General features: G+C 72.6%; 19 protein-coding genes. 8 read left to right on the plus strand and 11 right to left on the minus strand.

What is annotated here, in order from left to right:
* Window positions 1-27: 27 nt before the first annotated feature.
* Both BLT82_RS05860 and BLT82_RS05865 read left to right on the plus strand, forming a co-directional pair.
* Window positions 28-1,935, plus strand: coding sequence for an N-acetylmuramoyl-L-alanine amidase (locus tag BLT82_RS05860; RefSeq protein WP_093652758.1), 1,908 nt, complete (start codon window positions 28-30; stop codon window positions 1,933-1,935).
* Between the two features lie 141 nt (window positions 1,936-2,076).
* On the plus strand, window positions 2,077-4,371 hold the full coding sequence (locus tag BLT82_RS05865) for a terpene synthase family protein (RefSeq protein ID WP_093652759.1): 2,295 nt from the start codon (window positions 2,077-2,079) through the stop codon (window positions 4,369-4,371).
* 313 nt (window positions 4,372-4,684) lie between these two features.
* Here the strand turns inward: BLT82_RS05865 and BLT82_RS05870 are convergent, their stop codons facing one another.
* The 7 genes from BLT82_RS05870 to BLT82_RS05900 all read right to left on the minus strand — a co-directional run bounded on the left by BLT82_RS05870 (window position 4,685) and on the right by BLT82_RS05900 (window position 10,492).
* On the minus strand, window positions 4,685-5,185 hold the full coding sequence (locus tag BLT82_RS05870; RefSeq protein ID WP_093652760.1) for a hypothetical protein: 501 nt from the start codon (window positions 5,183-5,185) through the stop codon (window positions 4,685-4,687).
* A gap of 103 nt (window positions 5,186-5,288) precedes the next feature.
* Entirely contained in the window at window positions 5,289-5,687 is a 399-nt protein-coding gene (locus BLT82_RS05875; protein WP_093652761.1) for an ACT domain-containing protein, read from the minus strand.
* A gap of 179 nt (window positions 5,688-5,866) precedes the next feature.
* On the minus strand, window positions 5,867-6,109 hold the full coding sequence (locus BLT82_RS05880) for a DUF397 domain-containing protein (RefSeq protein WP_093652762.1): 243 nt from the start codon (window positions 6,107-6,109) through the stop codon (window positions 5,867-5,869).
* Window positions 6,110-6,258: 149 nt separating this feature from the next.
* Window positions 6,259-7,428 (minus strand): thiolase domain-containing protein, encoded by a 1,170-nt coding sequence (locus BLT82_RS05885; RefSeq protein WP_093652763.1) that lies wholly within the window; start codon window positions 7,426-7,428, stop codon window positions 6,259-6,261.
* Complete coding sequence (locus BLT82_RS05890) at window positions 7,418-8,470, minus strand: thiolase domain-containing protein (protein WP_093652764.1); 1,053 nt, start codon at window positions 8,468-8,470, stop codon at window positions 7,418-7,420. Before BLT82_RS05890 ends, BLT82_RS05885 begins: the two co-directional genes overlap by 11 nt.
* 2 nt (window positions 8,471-8,472) lie before the next feature.
* Entirely contained in the window at window positions 8,473-9,495 is a 1,023-nt protein-coding gene (locus BLT82_RS05895; RefSeq protein WP_093652765.1) for a Zn-ribbon domain-containing OB-fold protein, read from the minus strand.
* Window positions 9,496-9,691: 196 nt separating this feature from the next.
* Window positions 9,692-10,492, minus strand: a complete 801-nt coding sequence (locus BLT82_RS05900; RefSeq protein WP_093652766.1) for a crotonase/enoyl-CoA hydratase family protein — start codon at window positions 10,490-10,492, stop codon at window positions 9,692-9,694.
* A 176-nt stretch (window positions 10,493-10,668) separates the two neighbouring features.
* Here BLT82_RS05900 and BLT82_RS05905 point away from each other — a divergent pair, with 176 nt between their 5' ends.
* From BLT82_RS05905 to BLT82_RS05915, 3 genes are all read left to right on the plus strand, one after another.
* Window positions 10,669-12,300: an acyl-CoA synthetase gene (locus tag BLT82_RS05905; protein ID WP_093652767.1), complete on the plus strand. Its 1,632-nt coding sequence runs from the start codon at window positions 10,669-10,671 to the stop codon at window positions 12,298-12,300.
* A 228-nt stretch (window positions 12,301-12,528) separates the two neighbouring features.
* Window positions 12,529-13,812: a pyridoxal phosphate-dependent aminotransferase gene (locus BLT82_RS05910; RefSeq protein WP_093652768.1), complete on the plus strand. Its 1,284-nt coding sequence runs from the start codon at window positions 12,529-12,531 to the stop codon at window positions 13,810-13,812.
* Window positions 13,813-13,895: 83 nt separating this feature from the next.
* Window positions 13,896-14,699 (plus strand): GNAT family N-acetyltransferase, encoded by an 804-nt coding sequence (locus tag BLT82_RS05915; protein WP_093652769.1) that lies wholly within the window; start codon window positions 13,896-13,898, stop codon window positions 14,697-14,699.
* 28 nt (window positions 14,700-14,727) lie between these two features.
* Here BLT82_RS05915 and BLT82_RS05920 read toward each other — a convergent pair whose 3' ends face one another.
* The 4 genes from BLT82_RS05920 to BLT82_RS05935 form a co-directional block, all read right to left on the minus strand.
* Window positions 14,728-15,642 carry a LysR family transcriptional regulator gene (locus tag BLT82_RS05920; protein WP_093652770.1) on the minus strand — a complete coding sequence of 305 codons (915 nt, stop codon included), beginning with the start codon at window positions 15,640-15,642 and terminating at the stop codon, window positions 14,728-14,730.
* The gene (locus BLT82_RS05925; protein ID WP_093652771.1) at window positions 15,639-16,838 is read right to left on the minus strand and encodes a glycine C-acetyltransferase; all 1,200 of its coding nucleotides are present in this window, start codon (window positions 16,836-16,838) and stop codon (window positions 15,639-15,641) included. Before BLT82_RS05925 ends, BLT82_RS05920 begins: the two co-directional genes overlap by 4 nt.
* 81 nt (window positions 16,839-16,919) lie before the next feature.
* Window positions 16,920-17,948 (minus strand): L-threonine 3-dehydrogenase, encoded by a 1,029-nt coding sequence (gene tdh, locus BLT82_RS05930; protein WP_093652772.1) that lies wholly within the window; start codon window positions 17,946-17,948, stop codon window positions 16,920-16,922.
* Window positions 17,949-18,079: 131 nt separating this feature from the next.
* The gene (locus BLT82_RS05935; RefSeq protein ID WP_093652773.1) at window positions 18,080-18,937 is read right to left on the minus strand and encodes an alpha/beta fold hydrolase; all 858 of its coding nucleotides are present in this window, start codon (window positions 18,935-18,937) and stop codon (window positions 18,080-18,082) included.
* 189 nt (window positions 18,938-19,126) lie between these two features.
* Here BLT82_RS05935 and paaK point away from each other — a divergent pair, with 189 nt between their 5' ends.
* The 3 genes from paaK to BLT82_RS36760 all read left to right on the plus strand — a co-directional run bounded on the left by paaK (window position 19,127) and on the right by BLT82_RS36760 (window position 21,524).
* Window positions 19,127-20,443: a phenylacetate--CoA ligase PaaK gene (paaK, locus tag BLT82_RS05940; protein WP_093652774.1), complete on the plus strand. Its 1,317-nt coding sequence runs from the start codon at window positions 19,127-19,129 to the stop codon at window positions 20,441-20,443.
* A gap of 178 nt (window positions 20,444-20,621) precedes the next feature.
* Window positions 20,622-21,167, plus strand: coding sequence for a hypothetical protein (locus BLT82_RS05945; protein WP_093652775.1), 546 nt, complete (start codon window positions 20,622-20,624; stop codon window positions 21,165-21,167).
* A gap of 174 nt (window positions 21,168-21,341) precedes the next feature.
* Entirely contained in the window at window positions 21,342-21,524 is a 183-nt protein-coding gene (locus BLT82_RS36760) for a hypothetical protein (RefSeq protein ID WP_143041473.1), read from the plus strand.
* Window positions 21,525-21,559 lie beyond the last annotated feature (35 nt).

Below are 21,559 nucleotides of genomic sequence, written 5' to 3' on the forward strand. Positions count from 1 at the left end.
CCGAGACGTGCTCGCAGGCGGGGGGCGGTGGTCGCGGCGCTGCTGCTGACGCTGGCCTCGGCCGCTCCGTCCGCCACCGCGGAGCAGACAGCGCCCTCCGACGAACTCCAACGTGCCTTCGCCGACGCGGCCGCCGAGTACCGGGTGCCGCAGAGCGTGCTGCTCGGTGTCTCGTACCTCCAGTCGCGCTGGGACGGACACGGCGGCGCCCCGAGCGTGACCGGCGGATACGGGCCGATGCACCTGACGGACGCCGCAACGGCCCTGGCGGAGGCTCCGCACCATTCGCACGGCGCGGAGGACGCCCGTGGCGACGCGGCCCGTGCGCCGCGGACGAGTGACGGGACACCCGTCCTGGAACGCGCCGCACTGCCGGCCCGCCTGAAGACGCTGGAGCGGGCCGCGGACCTCACCGGAATCCCGGCCGAGCAGCTGCGCACGAACACGGCGGCGAACATCCGGGGCGGAGCCGCGCTGCTCGCCGACGCCCAGCGGAAGCTCGGACGGGCGCCCGGTGGCTCCGCGGCGGACTGGTACGGGGCGGTCGCACGCTTCTCCGGTGCCGACGACACGGCCACCGCGACGACGTACGCCGACGACGTGTTCGACGTCATCCGCACCGGTCAGGACCGGACCACGGACAGCGGCCAGCGGGTGTCCCTGAGGGCCCAGGAGGGGCTGCGTCCCGACACCTCGGCCGTGGCCCGCCTCGGGCTGCGCACCGCGGACCGGGCGCTCACCGTGTGTCCGGTGACCGTGGCCTGCGAGTGGATCCCCGCGCCGTACGAGCCTTTCGGCGAGGGCGACTACGGCAACCACGACAAGGCGAACCGGCCCGCGTCGCAGTCGGTGGAGTACATCGTCGTCCACGACACCGAGGCGACCTGGGACACCACCCTCCAGCTGGTCCAGGACCCGGAGTACGTGTCGTGGCAGTACTCGCTGCGGTCCTCGGACGGTCATGTCGCCCAGCATCTGCGGCTGCAGGACGTCGGCTGGCACGCCGGCAACTGGTACGTCAACGCCAAGTCGATCGGACTGGAGCACGAGGGCTTCCTCGTCAGCCCGGACGCCTGGTACACGGAGGCGATGTACCGGAGCTCTGCGCGGTTGGTGCGGTATCTCGCCAAGCGGTACGACATCCCGCTGGACCGGCAGCACATCATCGGCCACGACAACGTGCCGGGCACGCTGCCGTCGACCATCGCCGGCATGCACACCGACCCGGGACCGTTCTGGGACTGGGCGCACTACTTCACCCTGCTGGGACGGCCCTTCGTGCCGACCGCGGGACCGGGCGCCTCGGCGGTGACCATCCGTCCCGACTACGACCGGCACCAGCCGGTGTACACGGGCTGCGAGAAGGCCGGCGACACGTGTGCACCGCACGGTTCGGGCGCGGTCCGGCTGCACACCGCACCGGACGCCTCGGCACCGCTGGTCAAGGACATCGGGCTGCGGCCGAACGGCGGCGACTCGACGACGGGTGTCAACGACACCGGCGCCCGGGCCACGACGGGGCAGCAGTACGCCGTGGCGGAGCGCCGCGGGGACTGGACGGCCATCTGGTACCTGGGCCAGAAGGCCTGGTTCCACAATCCGCGCACCGAGCCGACCGCGGTGGGCGCGCGGGCCGCGCTCGTCACCCCGCGCGAGGGCCTGGCTCAGATCCCGGTGTACGGGCGCGCCTATCCGGAGGCGTCGGCGTACCCGGCGGGAGTGCCGGTGCAGGCGGTGACGCCGCTGCCGTACAAGCTGCTCTCGGGACAGCGGTACGTGACGGGTGGCAGCACCCCGGGCGAGTACTACTGGGCGACGACGTTCGACGCGTCCAAGCACACGGTGGTGCGCGGCAAGGAGCGGTACTACGAGATCCAGTTCGGTCACCGGGTCGCCTTCGTGAAGGCCTCCGACGTGCGGGTCGTGCGCCGGTAGGGCCGGCGGCGCGCGACCGGTTCATCCGGACGGGTGATCATCGGGGCCGCGTGGTCCGGAAAGGCGACGGGTAGGGCTCGCCCGTACGCCGACCGGTCCGCGCGGCTCGCGCGCGGACGCACACCGAAAGGCCGGGCACGTATGGCACAGCCCTTCCGACTGCCGGACTTCTACGTCCCTCATCCGGCCCGACTCAACCCCCATGTCGACGCGGCGCGCCGGCACACCCGCGAGTGGGCGCGCCGCATGGGCATGCTGGAGGGGTCGGGGGTCTGGGAGCTCGAGGACCTCGAGGCGCACGACTACGCCCTGTTGTGCGCCTACACGCATCCGGACTGTTCGGCGGAGGCGCTCTCGCTGGTCACGGACTGGTACGTGTGGGTGTTCTTCTTCGACGACCACTTCCTGGAGGTCTACAAGCGCACGGGTGACACGGCGGGCGGCAAGGCCTATCTGGACCGGCTGCCCGCGTTCATGCCGTCGGACCCGGGGCAGGGCTTCCCGGAGCCCACCAACCAGGTCGAGGCGGGACTCGCCGACCTGTGGGCGCGGACGGTGCCGAGCATGTCCGCGGCCTGGCGGGCCCGGTTCGCCGAGGCGACGGAGCATCTGCTCAACGAGTCGCTGTGGGAGCTGCACAACATCAACCAGGGCCGGATCGCCAACCCGGTCGAGTACGTCGAGATGCGCCGCAAGGTCGGTGGTGCGCCGTGGTCGGCCGGGCTCGTCGAGTACGCGGCGGGCGCGGAGGTCCCCGAGCGGGTGGCCGGCTCCCGGCCTATGCAGGTGCTGCGGGACGCGTTCTCCGACGCGGTGCACCTGCGCAACGACCTGTTCTCGTACGAGCGCGAGGTCGGTGAGGAGGGCGAGAACAGCAATGGCGTCCTCGTGCTGGAGAAGTTCCTCGGCTGCTCCACCCAGGAGGCGGCGGACGCGGTCAACGACCTGCTGACCTCGCGGCTGCAGCAGTTCGAGAACACCGCGCTCACCGAGGTTCCGGCGCTCTGCGTGGAGAACGGGCTGGACCCGGCGGAGTGCGCGGCGGTCGCCGCGTACACGAAGGGCCTGCAGGACTGGCAGTCCGGCGGCCATGAATGGCATCTGCGGTCCAGCCGCTACATGAACAAGGGCGCGGTGACGGGGCCTTCGCTGTTCGACGGGGTGCTCGGGACGTCGGCCCTGGACGTCAGGACGCTGTTCGGCAGGCCGGCAGCGGCGCGGCTGCGCGGACTGACGCATGTGCCGCACCGGTCGACGGGGCCGTCGCTGCTGCCCGATTTCGACTGCCCGTTCCCGCTGACGCTCAGTCCGCACCACGAGGAGGCGCGCAGCAGGTCGGTCGCCTGGGCGAAGCGGATGGGGCTGCTCGGGGACATCTGGGACGAGGCGATGCTCACCGGCTTCGACTTCGCGCTCTGCTCGGCGGGGCTCGACCCGGACGCCACGCCCGAGGAGCTGGAGCTGAGCGCGGAGTGGCTGACGTGGGGCACGTACGGGGACGACTACTACCCGCTGGTGTTCGGCCGCACCGGCGACCTCCTCGGCGCGAAGGCCTGCACTGACCGGCTGACGGCCTGCATGCCGCTCGACGATCCGGAGTCGGGCGAGGTGGTCGCGGTGAGTCCCATGGAGCGCTCGCTCGCGGACCTGTGGGCGCGTACGGCCGGTCCGATGGGTCCCGAGGCACGGGCGGGGCTGCGGCGCGCGCTGGACGTGATGCTGGAGAGCTGGCTGTGGGAGCTCCACAACCAGGCGCAGCACCGGGTGCCCGACCCCGTGGACTACATGGAGATGCGGCGCCGCACCTTCGGTTGCGACCTCACGATGATGCTGTGCCGGCTGCGGCACGAGGGGGAGCTGCCTCCGGAGATCTACGGTTCGGGGACCATGCGGAGCCTGGAGAACTCCGCGTCGGACTACGCCTGTCTGATCAACGACCTCTTCTCGTACCAGAAGGAGATCGAGGTCGAGGGCGAGCTGCACAACGGTGTGCTGGTGGTGCAGAACTTCTTCGGCTGCGGATACCAGGCCGCCGTCGCGATCGTCGACGACCTGATGCGGTCTCGGCTGGGCCAGTTCCTCCATGTCAAGGAGCATGAACTCCCGCTGCTGCACGAGCAGTTCGCCCTGGACTCGCGGGGCAGGGCGGCACTCGACAGCTATGTGCGGGAACTGGAGGACTGGATCGCGGGCATCCTCAACTGGCATCGGGAGGTGCGCCGTTACGGCGCGGAGGACGTGCGGTCCGGCGCCGGCTCGGCGCTGCGCGTCGACGGGCCCCTGGCGCTGGGGATGTCGGCGGCGAGAGTCGTCGGTCTGCTCCGGCCGGGTGCGGCCACGGGCGCCGGGGAGCCGTGGCCGGGCGCCGGATCGGCGGCGGGAGCGGTCGTGGGATCCGGCTCCGGCACGAGGGCGGCGGGGGCCGTGCGGCTCTGACCGGACGTCCGGAGGTCACGTGCGCGCGGCTCCTTCGTGTGCGGAGCGGCCGGGTCGCTGGTCGGCCGGGCGGGACCGGGTCCCGGGTCCGTACGGCCCTCCGGGCGGTCGGGCCCCTCGCGGAGGAGAGGTCCCGGCCGGTCAACCGGGGCGCGAGGACCGGACCCGAGGACCGGGCGCGGGCCGCGGCGGGGGTACGAAGCCGGGCCCGGGAGGTTGACCTGCGGGTACACGGGCGGGCGGGGCGGCCCCGGCGGGGTTCGTCCTGCTCGCCCCGCTCTTCCGGCCCGCCGCCCGGCCGGGGGGTGCCGGCTCAGCCCTGCTGGAAGAGTTCCGCGGGCAGTGGCTTCAGCAGGGCGTACAGATCGTCGGTGATCGGCCGGTCCCAGCTGGCGATGGTGACGAGGACGTTGTCGCTGCGGTCGAACTGCACGCAGGAGATCCGGCCCTCGGAGAGCTTGATCCTGCGCACGATCAGCAGGTTGTCGCCCTGCATGACGGGGACGTCCTCGGCTCCGACGACCGTGACCTCCTCGTCGTTGTCCAGCGCCGCGAGCAGCTGGGCCACCTCGAAGGGGGCCTGGCCCTCGGCGACCTCGCGGGCGGGCGAGCCCTCCGGCAGATTGCCGATGATCATCGCGGGTCCCCGGCCGCCGAACAGGTCGTAGCGCAGGAAGACGCCCTGGCAGCTGCCGTCGGGCGCGGGCAGCAGCCCGGCGCCCAGATTGCCGGGCCAGTCCCCCGGGTCCATGGCCAGGACGTCGAAGTCCGGGCCCGCGGGGGTTGAGGCGCTGCGGCGGCGGAGGAAGGACATGCCGACATGGTACGTGCCCGGTGGCCGGTGCCGCCGACCGGGCGCAGGTGCCCGCGACACGCCGGAGCGGGCCGTCCGGCAGGTCGCGCCCGGGCCGGTGGCGTCAGCCCGTGCGCCGTGTCAGCTCCTGCAGGAGGGTGACGGCCTGGTCGGCCCGTTCGTGCGGAACGAACAGATGGTCGTGGTGGTGGCCTGCGACGACGTTGCAGCTGATGCCCGCGTCCGCCAGGGCGGTGGCGACCGCGGCGGTGAGCCCGACGGCGTCGAGCGCGGAGTGCACTCGCAAGGTGATCCAGCCGGCGACGTAGTCGTAGCCCAGTCCCGCGGCGTCGGCCTCCTCCCGGCGCAGGACGAGGGTCAGGCCCTCGTCCTCGGCGACGGTGACCACGGGTGCGAGGCCGGACGGCGGCGCCCCGGTGACGGTGGTGAAGACGTAGCGGCCGGGGTTGAGTTCGGGCCGCATGCCGGTCAGCAGCCGGCCGAGGTCGCGTTCTGGGGTCATGATCCGCAGCTTAGGCCGCGTGCGGAGTGGTCCCGCACTCGGCCGACACGACCTCTTGCCGCCACCACTGCAGGCGAGGATGCAAGGCGACTCTGGCGGGTCGCCCTTCGAATCGAAGGAGTGTGCCCGGAGTGGCGGCCCATCGCGCATCACGCACGGGCCGCCTTCCGGGCGTGCGGTCAGGTGAGGTCGAACTCCCCGTGCCGGGCGTTCATGACGAAGGCGCGCCACTCCGCCGGGCTGAAGATCAGTGACGGGCTCCCCGGACGGCCGCCGTTCCTCATCGCGATGAAGCCCTCGACGAAGGCGATCTCGACGTCGCCCGCCCCGTGGCTCCCCGACTGCCAGTCGGCCTGGCTGAGGTCGAGCTCCGGCTTGTCCCAACCCGAAAGCGGCTGCTCCGTGGTGATGGTCTCGGCCACGTCCCTACTCCTCCCGGTTCGTCGTCGGGGTCAGCGTAGCGATCGGGGCCGGTCGCGGACAGGCCGCCGCGGGAGGACTCGCCGCCGCCCGCCGGAAGGGCCGGCGGGGCCGCGCGCCGGGCCTCCTCGCCGCGCTCCGCGCCGGGCGCTCAGGTCGCCGGGGGCTCACTGCCGACCAGCCACATGGAGAAGAACTGCGACCCGCCGCCGTAGGCGTGGCCGAGTGCCTTCCGCGCCCCGTCGACCTGGTGCGCGCCGGCCAGTCCCCGCACCTGGAGGGCGGCCTCGGCGAAGCGGATCATCCCCGAGGCCCCGATGGGATTCGTGGAGAGGACCCCGCCGGACGGGTTCACGGGCAGGTCGCCGTCCAGTTCCGTGACACCGGACTCGGTGAGCTTCCAGCCCTCGCCCTCCGCGGCGAAGCCCAGGTTCTCCAGCCACATCGGCTCGTACCAGGAGAAGGGGACGTACATCTCGACGGCGTCGATCTCACGGCGCGGGTCCGCTATGCCGGCCCGGCGGTAGACGTCCGCGGCGCAGTCCTTGCCGGCCTGCGGCGACACGAAGTCCTTTCCGGCGAACAGCGTGGGTTCGCTGCGCATCGCGCCGCCGTGCACCCAGGCCGGGGGGTGCGGCGCGCGGGAGGCTCCGGCGCGGTCGGTGAGGACCATCGCGCAGGCGCCGTCCGAGGACGGGCAGGTCTCCGAGTAACGGATCGGATCCCACAGCATCGGTGACGACTGCACCTTCTCCAGGGTGATGTCGTGCTCGTGGAGATGCGCGTACGGGTTCTTCAGCGCGTTGCGGCGGTCCTTGTACGCGACGAGGGAGCCGACGGTGTCGGGGGCGCCGCTGCGGCGCATGTAGGCGCGCACGTGCGGGGCGAAGAACCCGCCGGCGCCCGCGAGCAGCGGCTGCTGGAACGGGATGGGCAGCGAGAGTCCCCACATCGCGTTCGATTCGGACTGTTTTTCGAAGGCGAGGGTGAGGACGGTCCGGTGGACACGGGCCGCCACGAGGTTGGCGGCGACCAGGGCCGTCGAGCCGCCGACCGAGCCGGCCGTGTGCACGCGCAGCATCGGCTTGCCGACGGCGCCGAGGGCGTCGGCCAGGTACAGCTCCGGCATCATCACGCCCTCGAAGAAGTCGGGCGCCTTGCCGATGACGACGGCGTCGACGTCGGCCCAGCCGAGGCCGGCGTCGTCGAGGGCCCGCCGCGCTGCCTCACGGACGAGCCCCGCGATCGACACGTCGCGGCGGGCCGCGACGTGCTTGGTCTGGCCGACGCCGACGACGGCCACGGGCTCCCTAGCGGACATGTGGCTCTCCTTCGAGGACGGCGACCAGGTTCTGCTGCAGGCAGGGGCCGGAGGTGGCGTGGGCGAGGGCGCGGTGGGAGGCGCCGCGGTGGACGGCGGCGGCGGCCTCGCCGATGCGTACCAGGCCCGCGGCCATGACGGGATTGGCGGCGAGGGCGCCGCCCGAGGCGTTGACGCGCACGGAGTCGCCGAGACGCAGTGCCCTGCGGAGCACGACCTCCTGCGAGGTGAAGGGGGCGTGCAGTTCGGCCGTGTCCACGGGCCGCTCGAAGGCTCCGGCGCGTTCGGCGGCGAGCCGGGCCGAGGGGGAGTCGGTGAGATCGCGTACGCCGAGGGCGTGCGGTTCGATGCGGTGGTCCATGCCCCGGATCCAGGCGGGGCGCTCGCACAGTTCCCGGGCCCTGTCGCCGGCGGCGAGGACGACCGCCGCGGCGCCGTCGCCGACGGGCGGGCAGTCGCCGGTGCGCAGGGGCCGTACCACGTAGTCGCCCTGGGGGCGGGGCCCGCGGAGCTGGGCGTGGGGGTTGTCCTCGGCGTCGGTCCTGCTGCGCGCCGCGATCGCGGCCAGGGCCTGTTCGTCCGTCTCCCCCGCGTCGATGAGCGCCTGGGCCTGGAGGGCGGCCAGGGCGACCGAGTCGGGCCACAGGGGCGCGAGGTAGTAGGGGTCGAGCTGGCGGGTGAGCACGTCGCGGACGGAGCCGGGCGAGGACTTGCCGTAGGAGTAGACGAGGGCCGTGTCCGCCTCGCCGGTGAGGAGTTCGACCCATGCCTCGTACAGCGCCCAGGCGCCGTCCATCTCCACGTGCGACTCCGCGATGGGCGGCCAGGCGCCCACCCCGTCGAGGGCCATCGTGAAGGAGAACGCCCGGCCGGCGAGGTAGTCGGAGGAGCCGGAGCAGGTGAAGCCGATGTCGCCGGTGCGCAGCCCGGTCCGTCCGAGGACGTCGTGGAGCACGGGCATGAGCATCTCCACCTCGGAGAGCGCTTCGCTGCTGCGTACGTGGTCGGTCTGGGCGAAGGCGACGATCGCGACGTCTCGCATGGCTACAGCAGCTCCTTGTAGGTGTCGTAGTCCGCGTCGGGCTCGCCGCTGGGGCGGTAGTGGTCGGGGTGGCGCCCGCCCTCGGTCCACACCGGTTCGACGCGCAGGCCCATGCGCACCTGGTCGTACGGGATGCCCCCGATGCGGCCGTGGAGCGCCAGTCCGGCGCCGTCGAGGGCGATGTGCGCGTACACGTACGGCACTTCGATGTCGAGGTTCTTCGCCTTGATGTTGACGATGCAGAAGGTGGTGACGGTGCCGCGGGGACCGACCTCGACCTGTTCGGAGGTGGCGATGCCGCACGTCGGACAGGCGCCCCTGGGCGGTACGTACACCTTGCGGCACGAAGGGCAGCGCTCTCCGGTGGTCCGGCGCTCCGCGAGGGCGTCGATGAAGCGGGCCTGGGCACGGCCGGGCGTGTAGGTGTAGTCGAGCCGTGCGGGGGCCACGATTCCGGCGACGGGATCCTCGAACTCCCCGCTGTGCGAACGCGGTCCGGTCGCGATGCGCTCCTCGGTCCCGGGTGCCGCCGGGGCCGGGTCCCCCTCGTCGTGGTCCTCGTACGGCTCGAAGCAGGCGATGTCCGTGATGGCTCCGGCGCGTTCGGCTGCCCAGCGGACTCGGACGCGCATCCCTGTGCGCACCGCGTCGGGGCCGGGGGCGTCGAGGGCGTGGAGCAGGGGGGTGTCGGTGCCGTCGAGTCGTACCAGCACCCAGGCGAAGGGCGTGGCCAGCGGCTGGCCCCGGCGCGGTTCCGGGTTCCAGGCCCAGGTGGTGACGGTGCCGGCGGCGCCGACCTCGACGAGGTCGCGTATCTCCTCGGCGGTCTCGGGGTCGTACTCGACGGGAGGGACGAGGACCCGGCCGCCGGTGGTCCTGACGCCGAGCACGGTGCGTTCGCGCAGACCGGTGAGGAAGGCGGACTGGACGGGGCCGAGGGAGCGGGTGAAGGGGAACTCGACGACGAGCGGGGCGCGCAGCACTTCCGGTGCCGGGTTCACCTCGGATGCGGGGGTGGCGGACATGGGACTCCTTCTGCCGGTTGCGTACGGAGGGCCCTGCGGGTCCCCGGAGTGCCGTGGTGCTCCGGCCCGCGGCTTCGGCCCGGTGAGGCGCTCGGGCGGTGAGGCGGCGGAGCGGCGAGCCGGACGGTCGGGGCGGGTCCGGCGGCCGCACGGACGGGCGATCAGGCGGCCGGGTGGTCGGGTGGCGGTCGGACGGTCAGGCCCGGCGGTACACGGGGTCGCGCTTCTCCGCGAACGCGCGGGCGCCCTCCTTCGCGTCGGCGGTGTCGAAGATCGGCCAGCCGCGCTTCAGTTCGGCCGCGAGCCCTTCGGTCTCCGTCATCTCGGCCGTCTCGTAGACGGACGCCTTGACCGCCTCCACGGCGAGCGGCCCGCAGGCGTTGATCCTCTCCGCGATTTCGAGGGCCCGCTCCAGCGCCGTGCCGTCGGGTACGACGCTCCCGACGAGCCCGATGCGCTCCGCCTCGGCGGCCGTGTAGGGACGGCCGGTGAGCAGCATCTCGAGCGCGTGGGTGCGCGGGATCTGGCGCTGGAGCCGCACGGTCGAGCCGCCGATCGGGAACAGTCCCCTGCGGACCTCGAACAGCCCGAACACGGCGCTCTCCCCGGCGACCCGGATGTCCGTCCCCTGGAGGATCTCGGTGCCGCCGGCCACGCAGGGCCCCTCGACCGCGGCGACGACCGGCTTGCGGGGCCGGTGGTGGCGGAGCATCGCCTTCCAATGGAGGTCCGGATCGGCCTTGAGCCGGTCCCGGTACGCCTCCCCCTCCATGCCCTTCCCGGCGAGGGCCTTGAGGTCCATCCCGGCGCAGAACGAGCCGCCCGCGCCGGTCAGGACGACAGAGCGGACGCCGTCGTCCGCGTCGGCCTCCAGCCATGCGTCGTACAGCCCCACGAGCATCGGCAGCGACAGCGCGTTCCTGGCCTCCGGCCTGTTCAGCGTGAGCACCAGCGTCGCGCCCTCGCGCTGCACGGCGAGGTGTTCCGTACCCGTCATGACCGTCCTCCCGTCTCAAGACCTAGAACAGGTTGCAGGAGCCCGGGAAGCAGTTCAATAGTTTTCTGACAGTCAGTCAGATTTCTTCTGCGGTACCCCTTCCCAGTTGTGGGCGGCGGCGCTCTAATGACCGCTCCGAAGCGGATGCGCCGTACGGGCCGGGGTCAGGAGGAACGGTGGAGTACAACCTTGCCGACCTGTTCGAGTCGGTCGTCGACGTGGTGCCGGACCGCGAGGCGCTCCTCTACCTCGACCATCCCGGTACGGGCGCGGAGCGCAGGCTGACCTACGCCCAGCTCGACGCGGCGGCGAACCGGATCGCCCACCACCTCGCCGGAGCGGGACTGAAGCCCGGCGAACACCTCGGTCTGCACCTGTACAACGGCGTCGAGTACCTGCAGACGGTCCTGGGCTGCCTGAAGGCGCGCATCGTCCCCGTCAACGTGAACTACCGCTATGTGGAAGAGGAGCTGGTCTACCTCTACCGCGACGCGGACCTCGCGGCCCTGGTCTTCGACGCCGAGTTCACCGACCGGGTGGCGGCCGCGCTGCCGCGCACGGAGAAGCTGCGGCACCTCGTACGCGTCGGCGTCCCGGAGCGGGACGCGCCGGCCCTCGACTGCACGGCTTTCACGGACGCCGAAGCGACCGCCTCGCCGGAGCGCGGCTTCGGTGCGCGCTCGGCGGACGACCAGTTCATCATCTACACGGGCGGCACGACCGGGATGCCCAAGGGCGTGATGTGGCGCCAGGAGGACCTCTTCTTCGCCGGGCTCGGCGGCGGCGCGCCGACCGGTGAGCCGGTGCGGCGGCCCGAGGAACTGGCCGAGCGGGTCGCGGCGGGCGGCGACGGCATCACCTTCTTCCCCACTCCCCCGCTGATGCACGGCACGTCGACGCTCACCTCGTTCATCGGGTTCGGATTCGGCCAGCGGGTGGTGCTCCACCGCAAGTACGCTCCGGAGGAGGTACTGCGCACGATCGAGCGCGAGCGGGTGACGTCGGTGTCGCTGGTGGGCGACGCGATGCTGCGACCGCTCGTGGACGCGCTGAACGGCCCGCTCAAGGGCACGGACCTGTCGTCGCTGTTCAGTGTGTCGTCGTCCGGTGCCATCATGTCCGAGACCGTGCGCGAGCAGTTCAAGGCGCTGGCACCGCACGTGATGCTCCTGGACAACTTCGGCTCGTCGGAGTCCGGCTTCAACGGCACCGCCACGGACGACTCGGGCCCGGAGAAAGGGTTCCGGCTGCGGGTCAACCACCGTACGCAGGTGGTGGATCCGGTCACGTACGAGCCGGTCCCGGTGGGCGAGCCGGGCCGGATAGCCCAGCGCGGCCATGTGCCGCTCGGCTACTACAACGACCCGGGCAAGACCGCCGAGACGTTCTTCCGCAGGGGCGACGAGCGCTGGGTGCTGCTGGGCGACATGGCCACGGTGGACGAGGAGGGCGTGGTCACCGTGCTCGGACGCGGCTCCCAGTGCATCAACACCGGCGGGGAGAAGGTCTATCCGGAGGAGGTCGAGCAGGCGCTGAAGGCCCATCCGGACGTCTACGACGCGCTGGTGGCCGGCGTGCCCGACCCGAAGTGGGGCAACCACGTCGCCGCTGTCGTGCAGCTGCGCCGGGGAGCGCCCGCGCTGGACCTGGAGTCGGTGCAGGCGCACTGCCGCAGCCGGCTGGCGGGCTACAAGATTCCGCGGCAGCTGGTCCTCGCACCGGCCATCCAGCGCTCGCCGAGCGGCAAGGCGGACTACCGGTGGGCGCGTGCGGTCGCCGCGGCTGCCGGCGAGACGGGGACCGAGTGAGCCCGTCCGGACGCCACCGGGCGCCGGGCACGCCACGACACCCGCACGCCACGACACCCGCACGCCAGGACACCGGCACGCAGGGCGATGGTGAACCGCCCCGGGTCGCGGGCCGGCGCGCCCGTCGCGCGCGTCCCGGGCGCCGCATGCGTCACTCGCGTTGAGCACGGTCGTGCGGGCGTACGTATTCCCCGGCAGGGAGCAGCGAGCCACCTCCGGAGGACCCCCATGCCCGAAGCCGGCAGCAACGTCACCGAGCTCTTCCGCACGTCCACGGCGCACAGCCCGTCGTACGCGGCGCTGAGCCGGGCGAGCGGTGAGCGGCAGCCGATCACCGACTTCTGCATCCCCTGCAATCCGTACTTCCCGACACCCGAGATGTTCGACGAACTGGGCGACCGGCTGCGGGAGATCCTCACCTACTACCCCAGCAGCGCGGACGCCATCACAGCGGAGCTGTGCTCCGTGCTGGGCCTCAACCCGCAGACCGTGGCGATGGGCAACGGCTCCACCGAGCTGATCACCTGGATCGACCATCTGCTGGTGCGCGAGTCGCTGGCGGTGCCGGTCCCGACCTTCGGCCGCTGGACCGACCAGCCGATGGAGACGGGCAAGCGGGTGGACATGTTCCCGCTGCCCGAGTCGCAGGGATTCGCGCTCGATCCGGCGTCGTTCGTCGACTTCGTCCGCTCCCGGGGCTCCCGTACCGCCGTCATCTGCAATCCGAACAATCCGGACGGCGGGCTGCTGCCGCGGCACGGCGTCCTCGCGCTGCTCGACCAGCTCCAGGATCTGGACCTGGTCGTCGTGGACGAGTCGTTCCTGGAGTTCGCCGACGCCGAGGCGGACTCCAGTGTCGTCGGCGACGCGGTGCTGCGGCCCAACACCATCGTGCTGAGGAGCCTGGGCAAGAACTTCGGGCTGCACGGGGTGCGATTCGGCTATCTCGTCGCCAACCCGGGGCTCGCGGGCCGGGTGCGGGCCGCGCTGCCCAAGTGGAACCTCAACTCCTTCGCGGAGACCGTGGTGTTCATGCTGAAGGAGCACCGGCTGGAGTACGCGCACAGTCTGCGGCTGGTGCAGCGCGACCGCCAGGAGATGATCTGGCAGCTGAGTCGGCTGCCCGGGCTCACCGTGTACCCGTCGCAGGGCAACTTCGTGTACGTGCGGCTCCCGGAGGGGGCGGACGGCGCGCTGCTCCGGGACCGGCTGCTGGAGGAGCACGGGGTGCTGGTACGGGAGTGCGGCAACAAGATCGGCAGCTCCAGCAGGTATCTGCGGCTCGTGGTGCGGCCCCAGCCGGACGTCCAGCGGCTGGTGGCCGGGCTGGAGCGGACGCTGTACGGGATGCCCCACCCGTCCGGCCATACCGCGATGCCCGGCCAGGCCCTGGTACCCGCCGGCCGGCACCCCGGGCCCATGCCCATGCCCGCCGCCCAGCCCGCACCGGCCCACGCACTGCCGTACGCCTCCGGCACGGCGGCGGTCGACCGGCTGGTGCAGGGGGCCTGACTCGGGCCCGCAGGCCCGCCGCCGCACCGCACCCCGGCGCAACTCCGTTGCCGCGACGGCTCCCGCGGTGCTGGACTGGCCGGATGGATCAACACGAGGTACTGGCGCTGTACGACCGGCAGATGAGACGGGGCGCGGTGCCCGACGGGCCGGGGGCACGGGTCGAGCACGTGGGCGGGGTCGTCCGGCAGACCGCCGGGCAGCACGGCGGCTGGAACGGGGTCCTCTGGTCGGACCTCGACGAGGCCACGGTGGACGGGGCAGTCGCCGAGCAGGTGCGCCACTTCGCGGCCCTCGGGCGGGAGTTCGAGTGGAAGCTGTACGGGCACGACCGGCCGGCGGAGCTGGCGGACCGGCTGCCGGCCGCCGGATTCGTACGGGAGCCCACCGAGACGCTGATGGTCGCCGCGGTCGGCGCTCTCCGGGACCTCGTCGTGGAACTCCCCGCGGGTGTGGAGCTGCGCGAGGTGACCGACGCGGCCGGGGTGGAGCTCGCGGTGCGGGCGTCCGAGCGTGCGTTCGACACCGACGCCTCCTGGCTGCGGGAGCACCTGCTGACGCAGCTGTCGTCGCCGGAACGGACGGTGGTGGCCGTGGTGGCGACCGCCGACGGGGAGCCGGTGGGCTCCTCGCGGCTGGAGTCGGCCCCGGGCCGGGACTTCGCGGGCCTGTGGAGCGGGGGCACGGTGCCGGAGTGGCGCGGCCGCGGCCTGTACCGGGCCTCGGTGGCCTTCCGCGCGCGCCTGGCGGCCGAGCGGGGCCACCGCTTCCTCCAGGTGGACGCGCTGCCGTCGAGCCGGCCGATCCTCGAACGGCTCGGGTTCACCGCACTGACCACCACGACGCCGTTCCTGTACCGGCCGCCGGCGCCCCCCACGGACCGCTGACCCGCGGTGACGGGCCCCTCGTGGTCCGTCAGCCGGTGGAGAGACCCGCCGCCGCCCGGGCCAGCGCCTCCAGGACGGGGCTGAGCAGCGGATGGCCCTCGGCGCCGCGCCGCACCGCCGCAAAGACGCGCCGGGTGGCGGCGGGACCGGCGACGGGGAGGACCACGGTGTCCTTCAGCTCCATCCCGCGCAGGGCCGACCGGGGTACGAGGGCCACTCCCGCGCCGGCCCCCGCCAGGGCCACCACCGCCCTGAAGTCGTCGGAGGAATGGGCGAGACGCGGTTGGAATCCGGCGAGTTCGCAGGCCAGCAGCATGACGTCATGGCAGGGGTTGCCGGGGTACTGGCCGATCCAGTCGCTGTCGGCGAGGGCGGCGAGTTCCACCTGGCCGCTGTCGGCGAGCGGGTGGTCGCAGTGCAGCACCGCGTCGAAGGGCTCTGCGTAGAGCGGGACGCGGGCGAGGCGGCGGTCGTCCTCGCGCGGTGCGCCCCGGTACTCCACGGCCAGGGCCAGATCGGCGTCCCCGTCGAGGACCATCGGGAGGCTCTCGTCTCCCTCGGCGTCCCGTACGCGCACCCGGATTCCGGGGTGGTCCCGGGCGAGCCGCCCGATGGCCGGGGCGAGGACCTCGGCGATGCCGGTGGCGAAGGAGGCGACGGTGACCTCGCCGGCCGCGCCGCCCGCGTATGCGGCCAGCTCCGCCTCCGCCCGTTCCAGCTGGGAGAGCACGGCGTGGGCGTGGCCGAGGAGGATCTCGCCGGCCGCCGTCAGCCGTACGCCCCGGCCGCTGCGGACGAGCAGGGCGTGGCCGGTCTCCTGCTCCAGCGCCGCGAGCTGCTGGGAGACGGCCGACGGGGTCAGGTACAGCGCCGCGGCCGCGGCGGTCACCGTACGGTGGTCCGCCACGGCGCGCAGAATGCGGAGCCTGCGAGGGTCGATCACCCCGCCATTGTCGCCCGGGCGTCGACGAAGGCCGCCACCGCCCGCTCCACGTCCTCCGTGGAGTGCGCGGCGGAGAGCTGGACCCGGATGCGGGCCTGGCCCATCGGGACGACCGGGTACGAGAAGCCGATCACGTACACGCCCCGCTCCAGCAGCAGCTCGGCCATGCGGCCCGCCTCGGCCGCGTCGCCGATCATGACGGGGGCGATCGCGTGGTCGCCGGGGAGGATCTCGAAGCCCTCCTCGGTCATCCGGCGGCGGAAGAGCGCGGTGTTCGCGGTGAGCTTCTCGCGCAGGTCGCCGGCGGACTCCAGCAGATCGAGGACCTTGAGGGAGGCGGCTGCGATGACCGGGGCGAGGGAGTTGGAGAACAGGTACGGGCGGCTGCGCTGGCGCAGCAGCTCGACGATCTCGGCGCGGGCCGCGACGTAGCCGCCGGAGGCCCCGCCGAGGGCCTTGCCGAGGGTGCCGGTGATGATGTCGACGCGGTCCATCACGCCGTGCAGTTCCGGGGTGCCGCGGCCGCCGGGGCCGACGAAGCCGACGGCGTGCGAGTCGTCGACCATGACCATGGCGTCGTACCGGTCGGCCAGGTCGCAGATCTCCGTCAGCGGCGCGACGTAGCCGTCCATGGAGAACACGCCGTCGGTGACGATGAGCTTGCGGCGGGCGCCGCTGTCGCTCGCCTCCTTGAGGCGGGCCTCCAGCTCGGCCATGTCGCGGTTGGCGTAGCGGAAGCGGGCCGCCTTCGACAGGCGGATGCCGTCGATGATGCTGGCGTGGTTGAGGGCGTCGGAGATCACGGCGTCCTCGGGGCCGAGGAGGGTCTCGAAGACGCCGCCGTTGGCGTCGAAGCAGGAGGAGTAGAGGATCGTGTCCTCCTGGCCGAGGAACGCGGACAGGCGCCGCTCCAGCTCCTTGTGGACCTCCTGCGTGCCGCAGATGAAGCGGACCGAGGCCATGCCGTAGCCCCAGCGGTCGAGCGCTTCCTTGCCGGCGGCGACGACCTCCGGGTGGTCGGCGAGACCGAGGTAGTTGTTGGCGCAGAAGTTCAGCACCTCGCCGGGGGCGCCACCGGCGGTGACGGCCACCGAGGCCGACTGCGGGGTGCCGATGACCCGCTCCGGCTTGTGGAGGCCGGCGGCGCGGATCTCGTCGAGGGTGGCGCGGAGGTCGTCGCGCACGGAGGCGTACATGCGGGGTGCTCCCTTGGGGTGTTGCTGCGGGCGGATGGCGGGGGGGCGCTGCGGGGCCCGGCGCGTCGGCCGGGCCGGGGATCAGGCGGTCCAGTCCAGGATGATCTTGCCGCTGCGGGCGGTGGCGGCCTCGTCGAAGGCGGCGTCGAAGTCCTGGTAGGCGTAGCTGCCGGTGATCACGGGGCCGAGGTCGAGCCCGCCCTCCAGCAGGACGGTCATCGCGTACCAGGTCTCGAACATCTCGCGGCCGTAGATGCCCTTGATCGTGATCATCGAGGTGACGATCTTCGACCAGTCGACGGCGAACTCCTGCGCGGGCAGGCCCAGCATCGCGATCCGGCCGCCGTGCGTCATGTTGTCGATCATGTCGCGAACGGCCTCGGGACGGCCGGACATCTCCAGACCGATGTCGAAACCCTCCTTGAGCCCGAGCGTGCGCTGCGCCTGGGCGATGTCGGACTCGGCGACGTTGACGGCCAGGGTGGCGCCGACCTTGCGGGCCAGCTCCAGCCGGGGCTCGCTGACGTCGGTGACCACGACGTTGCGGGCGCCCGCGTGGCGGGCGACGGCCGCCGCCATGACGCCGATCGGGCCGGCGCCGGTGATCAGGACGTCCTCTCCGACGAGCGGGAAGGAGAGCGCGGTGTGCACCGCGTTGCCGAAGGGGTCGAAGATCGCGGCGACGTCGAGGTCGACCTGGGTCCGGTGCACCCAGACGTTCGACGCGGGCAGGGAGACGTACTCGGCGAACGCCCCGTCACGGCCGACACCGAGCCCGACCGTGCTGCGGCAGAGATGGCGGCGGCCGGCCAGGCAGTTGCGGCACTTCCCGCAGACCAGATGCCCCTCACCGCTCACCAGGTCGCCGACGGCCACGTCCTCGACGTCCGAGCCCACCGCGGCGACCTCGCCGACGAACTCGTGTCCCGCGACGAGCGGCGTGGAGATCGTCTGCTGCGCCCAGCCGTCCCAGGAGCGGATGTGGAGGTCGGTCCCGCAGATGCCGGTGCGCAGGACCTTGATCAGCACGTCGCCGGGGCCGTACTCGGGCTCGGGGACGTCCATGAGCCACAGCCCGGGCTCGGCGTGCTGCTTGACGAGTGCCTTCATGAGTGCGGCTCCAGGCATGGCGAGAGGGTTGACCAGGCATGACGACCCGGCCGGCGGTGACGCGCACCAATCTGCCGAGCCTCGGGCGTTCAGTCCATCGAGATCTTCTTAAGCGGGCCGACAGCAGAACTTCACGGCGGGCGTCCGTCCGCCTCCAGGAAGGCGGCGACGGTACGGCGGAAGGCGTCCGGGTCGTCCAGCCACGGATAGTGGCCGGCCCCGGCCAGCACGGCGGCCGTGCCGTGCGGGAAGAGCGCGGCGATCTCGCGCGCCCGGGCCGGGGTGGGGCCTCCGTCGTACTCGCCGGCGAGCACCAGGACGGGCGCCTCGAGCGCGGCGAGCGCCTTCCGTGTCGCGGCCGGGTCGAACGCGCCTTCGGCGTAGTAGGAACCCCGGGCCCGGGGATTCGTCTGGTGCGCGTCGTCCGCCGCGTGCTCCCGGGCGGCGGCGTCCCAGCGGCCGTACATGAACGGGACGATGTCCGGCCAGAGGTCGTCGAGCTCGGCCCCGCCGAGGAACGCCTCCCAGGCGGCGCTGCCCGCCTCGTACCAGGGCTCGCCCCGGCGCAGCGCGATCGCGCCGCGCCAGTCGTCCTCCGTGGCCTCGATGCCGAGGGCACGGGTGCCGGGGGTGACGAGGATCAGGGAGCGCACCCGGCCCGGGTGCGCCGCCGCGTACAGCAGGGCGAGGTTGCCGCCCGCCGAATGGGCGAGGAGATCGGCGCGGTCGAGTCCCAGCCGGTCGAGGAGCGCCTCGACGTCGCCGGCGAGCCGGTCGCAGCGGTACGTCGTGTCGTCGTCGGGGAGCGCGGAGTCGCCGGTGCCCCTCAGGTCGAGCCGGACGAGAGCGCGGTGCGCGGTGAGGCCGCCGAGATCGCCGAGGTACGCGGAGGCGCGCATGGGGCCGCCGGGCAGACACACCAGCGGTTCGCCCTCGCCCTCGGTGTGATGGGCGAGCACCGTACCGTCGTGCGCACGGAAGGTCGGCATACCGTGATCCTCTCCGGCCCGCGGCGATCCCGCCAACGGATCGGACGGTCGCGGGAGCGCAGCGCGACCGCGGCGGCGACCGGACGGTCCGATGCCTTGACGCCCGGCCGGGTGACTGGATTACTGATCACGGACAGCTCGACCGAATGATCGGTCGCCCGGTTTGCGAGTGACACGGGAGTCATCCGAATGACGGATCGGACGGAACCGAAGGAGTCGGCGGAGTCGGCGGACCTGCTGGACGCCGGAGAGCGCCTCGGCCGCGACGAGCTGAGGGCCCTGCAACTCGAGCGGCTGCTGACGACGCTGCGCCACGCGTACGACAACGTCGGCTTCTACCGGGAGTCTTTCGACAAGGCCGGACTGCGCCCCGAGGACTGCCGGTCCCTGGAGGACCTGGCCCGCTTCCCCTTCACCGCCAAGGCGGATCTGCGCGACAACTACCCGTTCGGGATGTTCGCCGTCGACCAGTCGCGGGTGCGCCGCATCCACGCCTCCAGCGGCACGACCGGCCGGCCCACGGTGGTCGGCTACACCGACCGGGACCTGGACACCTGGGCGGACGTGGTGGCCCGCTCCATCCGCGCGGCCGGCGGCAGGCCGGGGCACAAGGTCCATGTGGCGTACGGGTACGGGCTGTTCACCGGCGGTCTCGGCGCGCACTACGGCGCCGAGCGACTCGGCTGCACGGTCGTCCCGGCGTCCGGCGGGATGACGGCCCGGCAGGTGCAGCTGATCCAGGACTTCCGGCCCGAGATCATCATGGTGACGCCCTCGTACATGCTGACGCTGCTGGACGAGTTCGAGCGGCAGGGCGTCGATCCGCGGTCCACCTCGCTGAAGGTGGGGATATTCGGCGCGGAGCCCTGGACCGAGGAGATGCGGCGGGAGATCGAGGAGAGGTTCGCGATCGACGCGGTCGACATCTACGGGCTGTCCGAGGTGATGGGGCCGGGTGTGGCCCAGGAGTGCCTGGAGACCAAGGACGGTCTGCACATCTGGGAGGACCACTTCTACCCGGAGGTCGTGGACCCCTTTACCGGCGAGGTGCTGCCGGACGGCGAGGAGGGCGAGCTGGTCTTCACCTCGCTCACCAAGGAGGCCATGCCGGTGATCCGGTACCGGACACGGGACCTGACGCGGCTGCTGCCGGGGACGGCGCGGGTCTTCCGGCGCATGGAGAAGGTCACCGGGCGCAGCGACGACATGATCATCCTGCGGGGTGTGAACCTCTTCCCGACACAGATCGAGGAGATCGTGCTCCGCACGCCCGGGGTCGCCCCGCACTTCCAGCTCCGCCTGACACGGGAGGGCCGGATGGACGCGCTCACGGTCCGGGCCGAGGCGCGCGAGGGCGTGTCGCCGGAGCAGCGGCAGGCGGCGGCCCTGGGGATCGCGGCGGCGGTCAAGGACGGGATCGGGGTGTCCGTCACGGTGGAGGTGGTCGATCCGGAGACGCTGGAGCGGTCCGTCGGCAAGATCAAGCGCATCGTCGACCTGCGCTGAAGCCGGGGCCGCGGGGCGCCGCGGCGGGCGCGGCGCGGGAGCGGTCGCCGTTCACCCGTGCGCCGTGCACCCGAACGGTCGCCACGCTTTGCGGGGCGCCGCCACCGGACGGAGCATCGCTGCGGAAGCCTCGTGCCACAGGCCGCCCGGGCCTGTCCTTCCTGCGGAGGGATACACCGTGGACACATCCTCACTCGCCGGGATCGAGTCGGTCGTCAAGGGCGGCAGAGCGGTCGTGGCGGCCGACGACACCGCTGTCGTGGATGCGGTGAAGGAGACCGTGCGCAGCGGCCGCACGGCGACCTTCTATCTGACCCGGTCCCAGTTCGACGCGGTCAATGCGTGGTACTGGACCCCCAGCCGGATGAAGCAGCTCGGTCTGGAGCCCGTGTCCGACGAGGAGATGTCCCGGATCACGGCGGAACTCGGGGCCGAGGCGTGCGGTTCGGCCTACTCGAACCGGATCAAGTGCCCGTCGGGCCACGTCTACGGGGCGTTCGAATTCGTCAAGCAGGGGATCGAGGAACACGGCCTCGAAGCGACCCGGGCGGTGTTCGCGCTCAAGGACACCGCCGTGATCCGCGCCAACCCGCACCAGCAGGTGCAGTGCGTCGAGTGCCGCCGCCGGCTCGCCACCCCGCACTACTACGTCTACTGGGGCTACGGCTGCTGCGTGGATCTGGACGACACCTCGACCGCGGCGTTCGCGGCCCGGAGCCGCTGACCGGGGCCGGGGCGGCGCCGGTTGCCCGAGGGGAGGCCCCGGACCGGCGGAGCAGCCGTGGGGCCGGTCCTCCGGCAGCTCCGACGGGCCGGTTTCGGGCCCGGAGCGGTGACCGGCTAAGCTCGGCAGCCGCCTCCGGTACCGGGGGTGGAACTCGTCTGCGGAAAGGGCTGGTTGGCTGTGTGGCAGGAGGCGCCGATCTACGACCGGCTCGTCACCGAACGCGGTGACGTGCCCGCTCAGGTGCGCCGGGAGGCCGAGCAGACCCTGCGCGGCCTGGAGCAGGTGATCCGGCTGGGCGTCGCCCCGGCCGGCATGTACCCGCAGCAGGCCCAGCCGTTCCCGCCCGGGCCGTAGCACCCCGGACCCGCCGCCGTGGGGCCGGGGCCGGC

This window comes from Streptomyces wuyuanensis (assembly GCF_900103455.1).
Taxonomy (GTDB): Bacteria; Actinomycetota; Actinomycetes; order Streptomycetales; family Streptomycetaceae; genus Streptomyces; species Streptomyces wuyuanensis.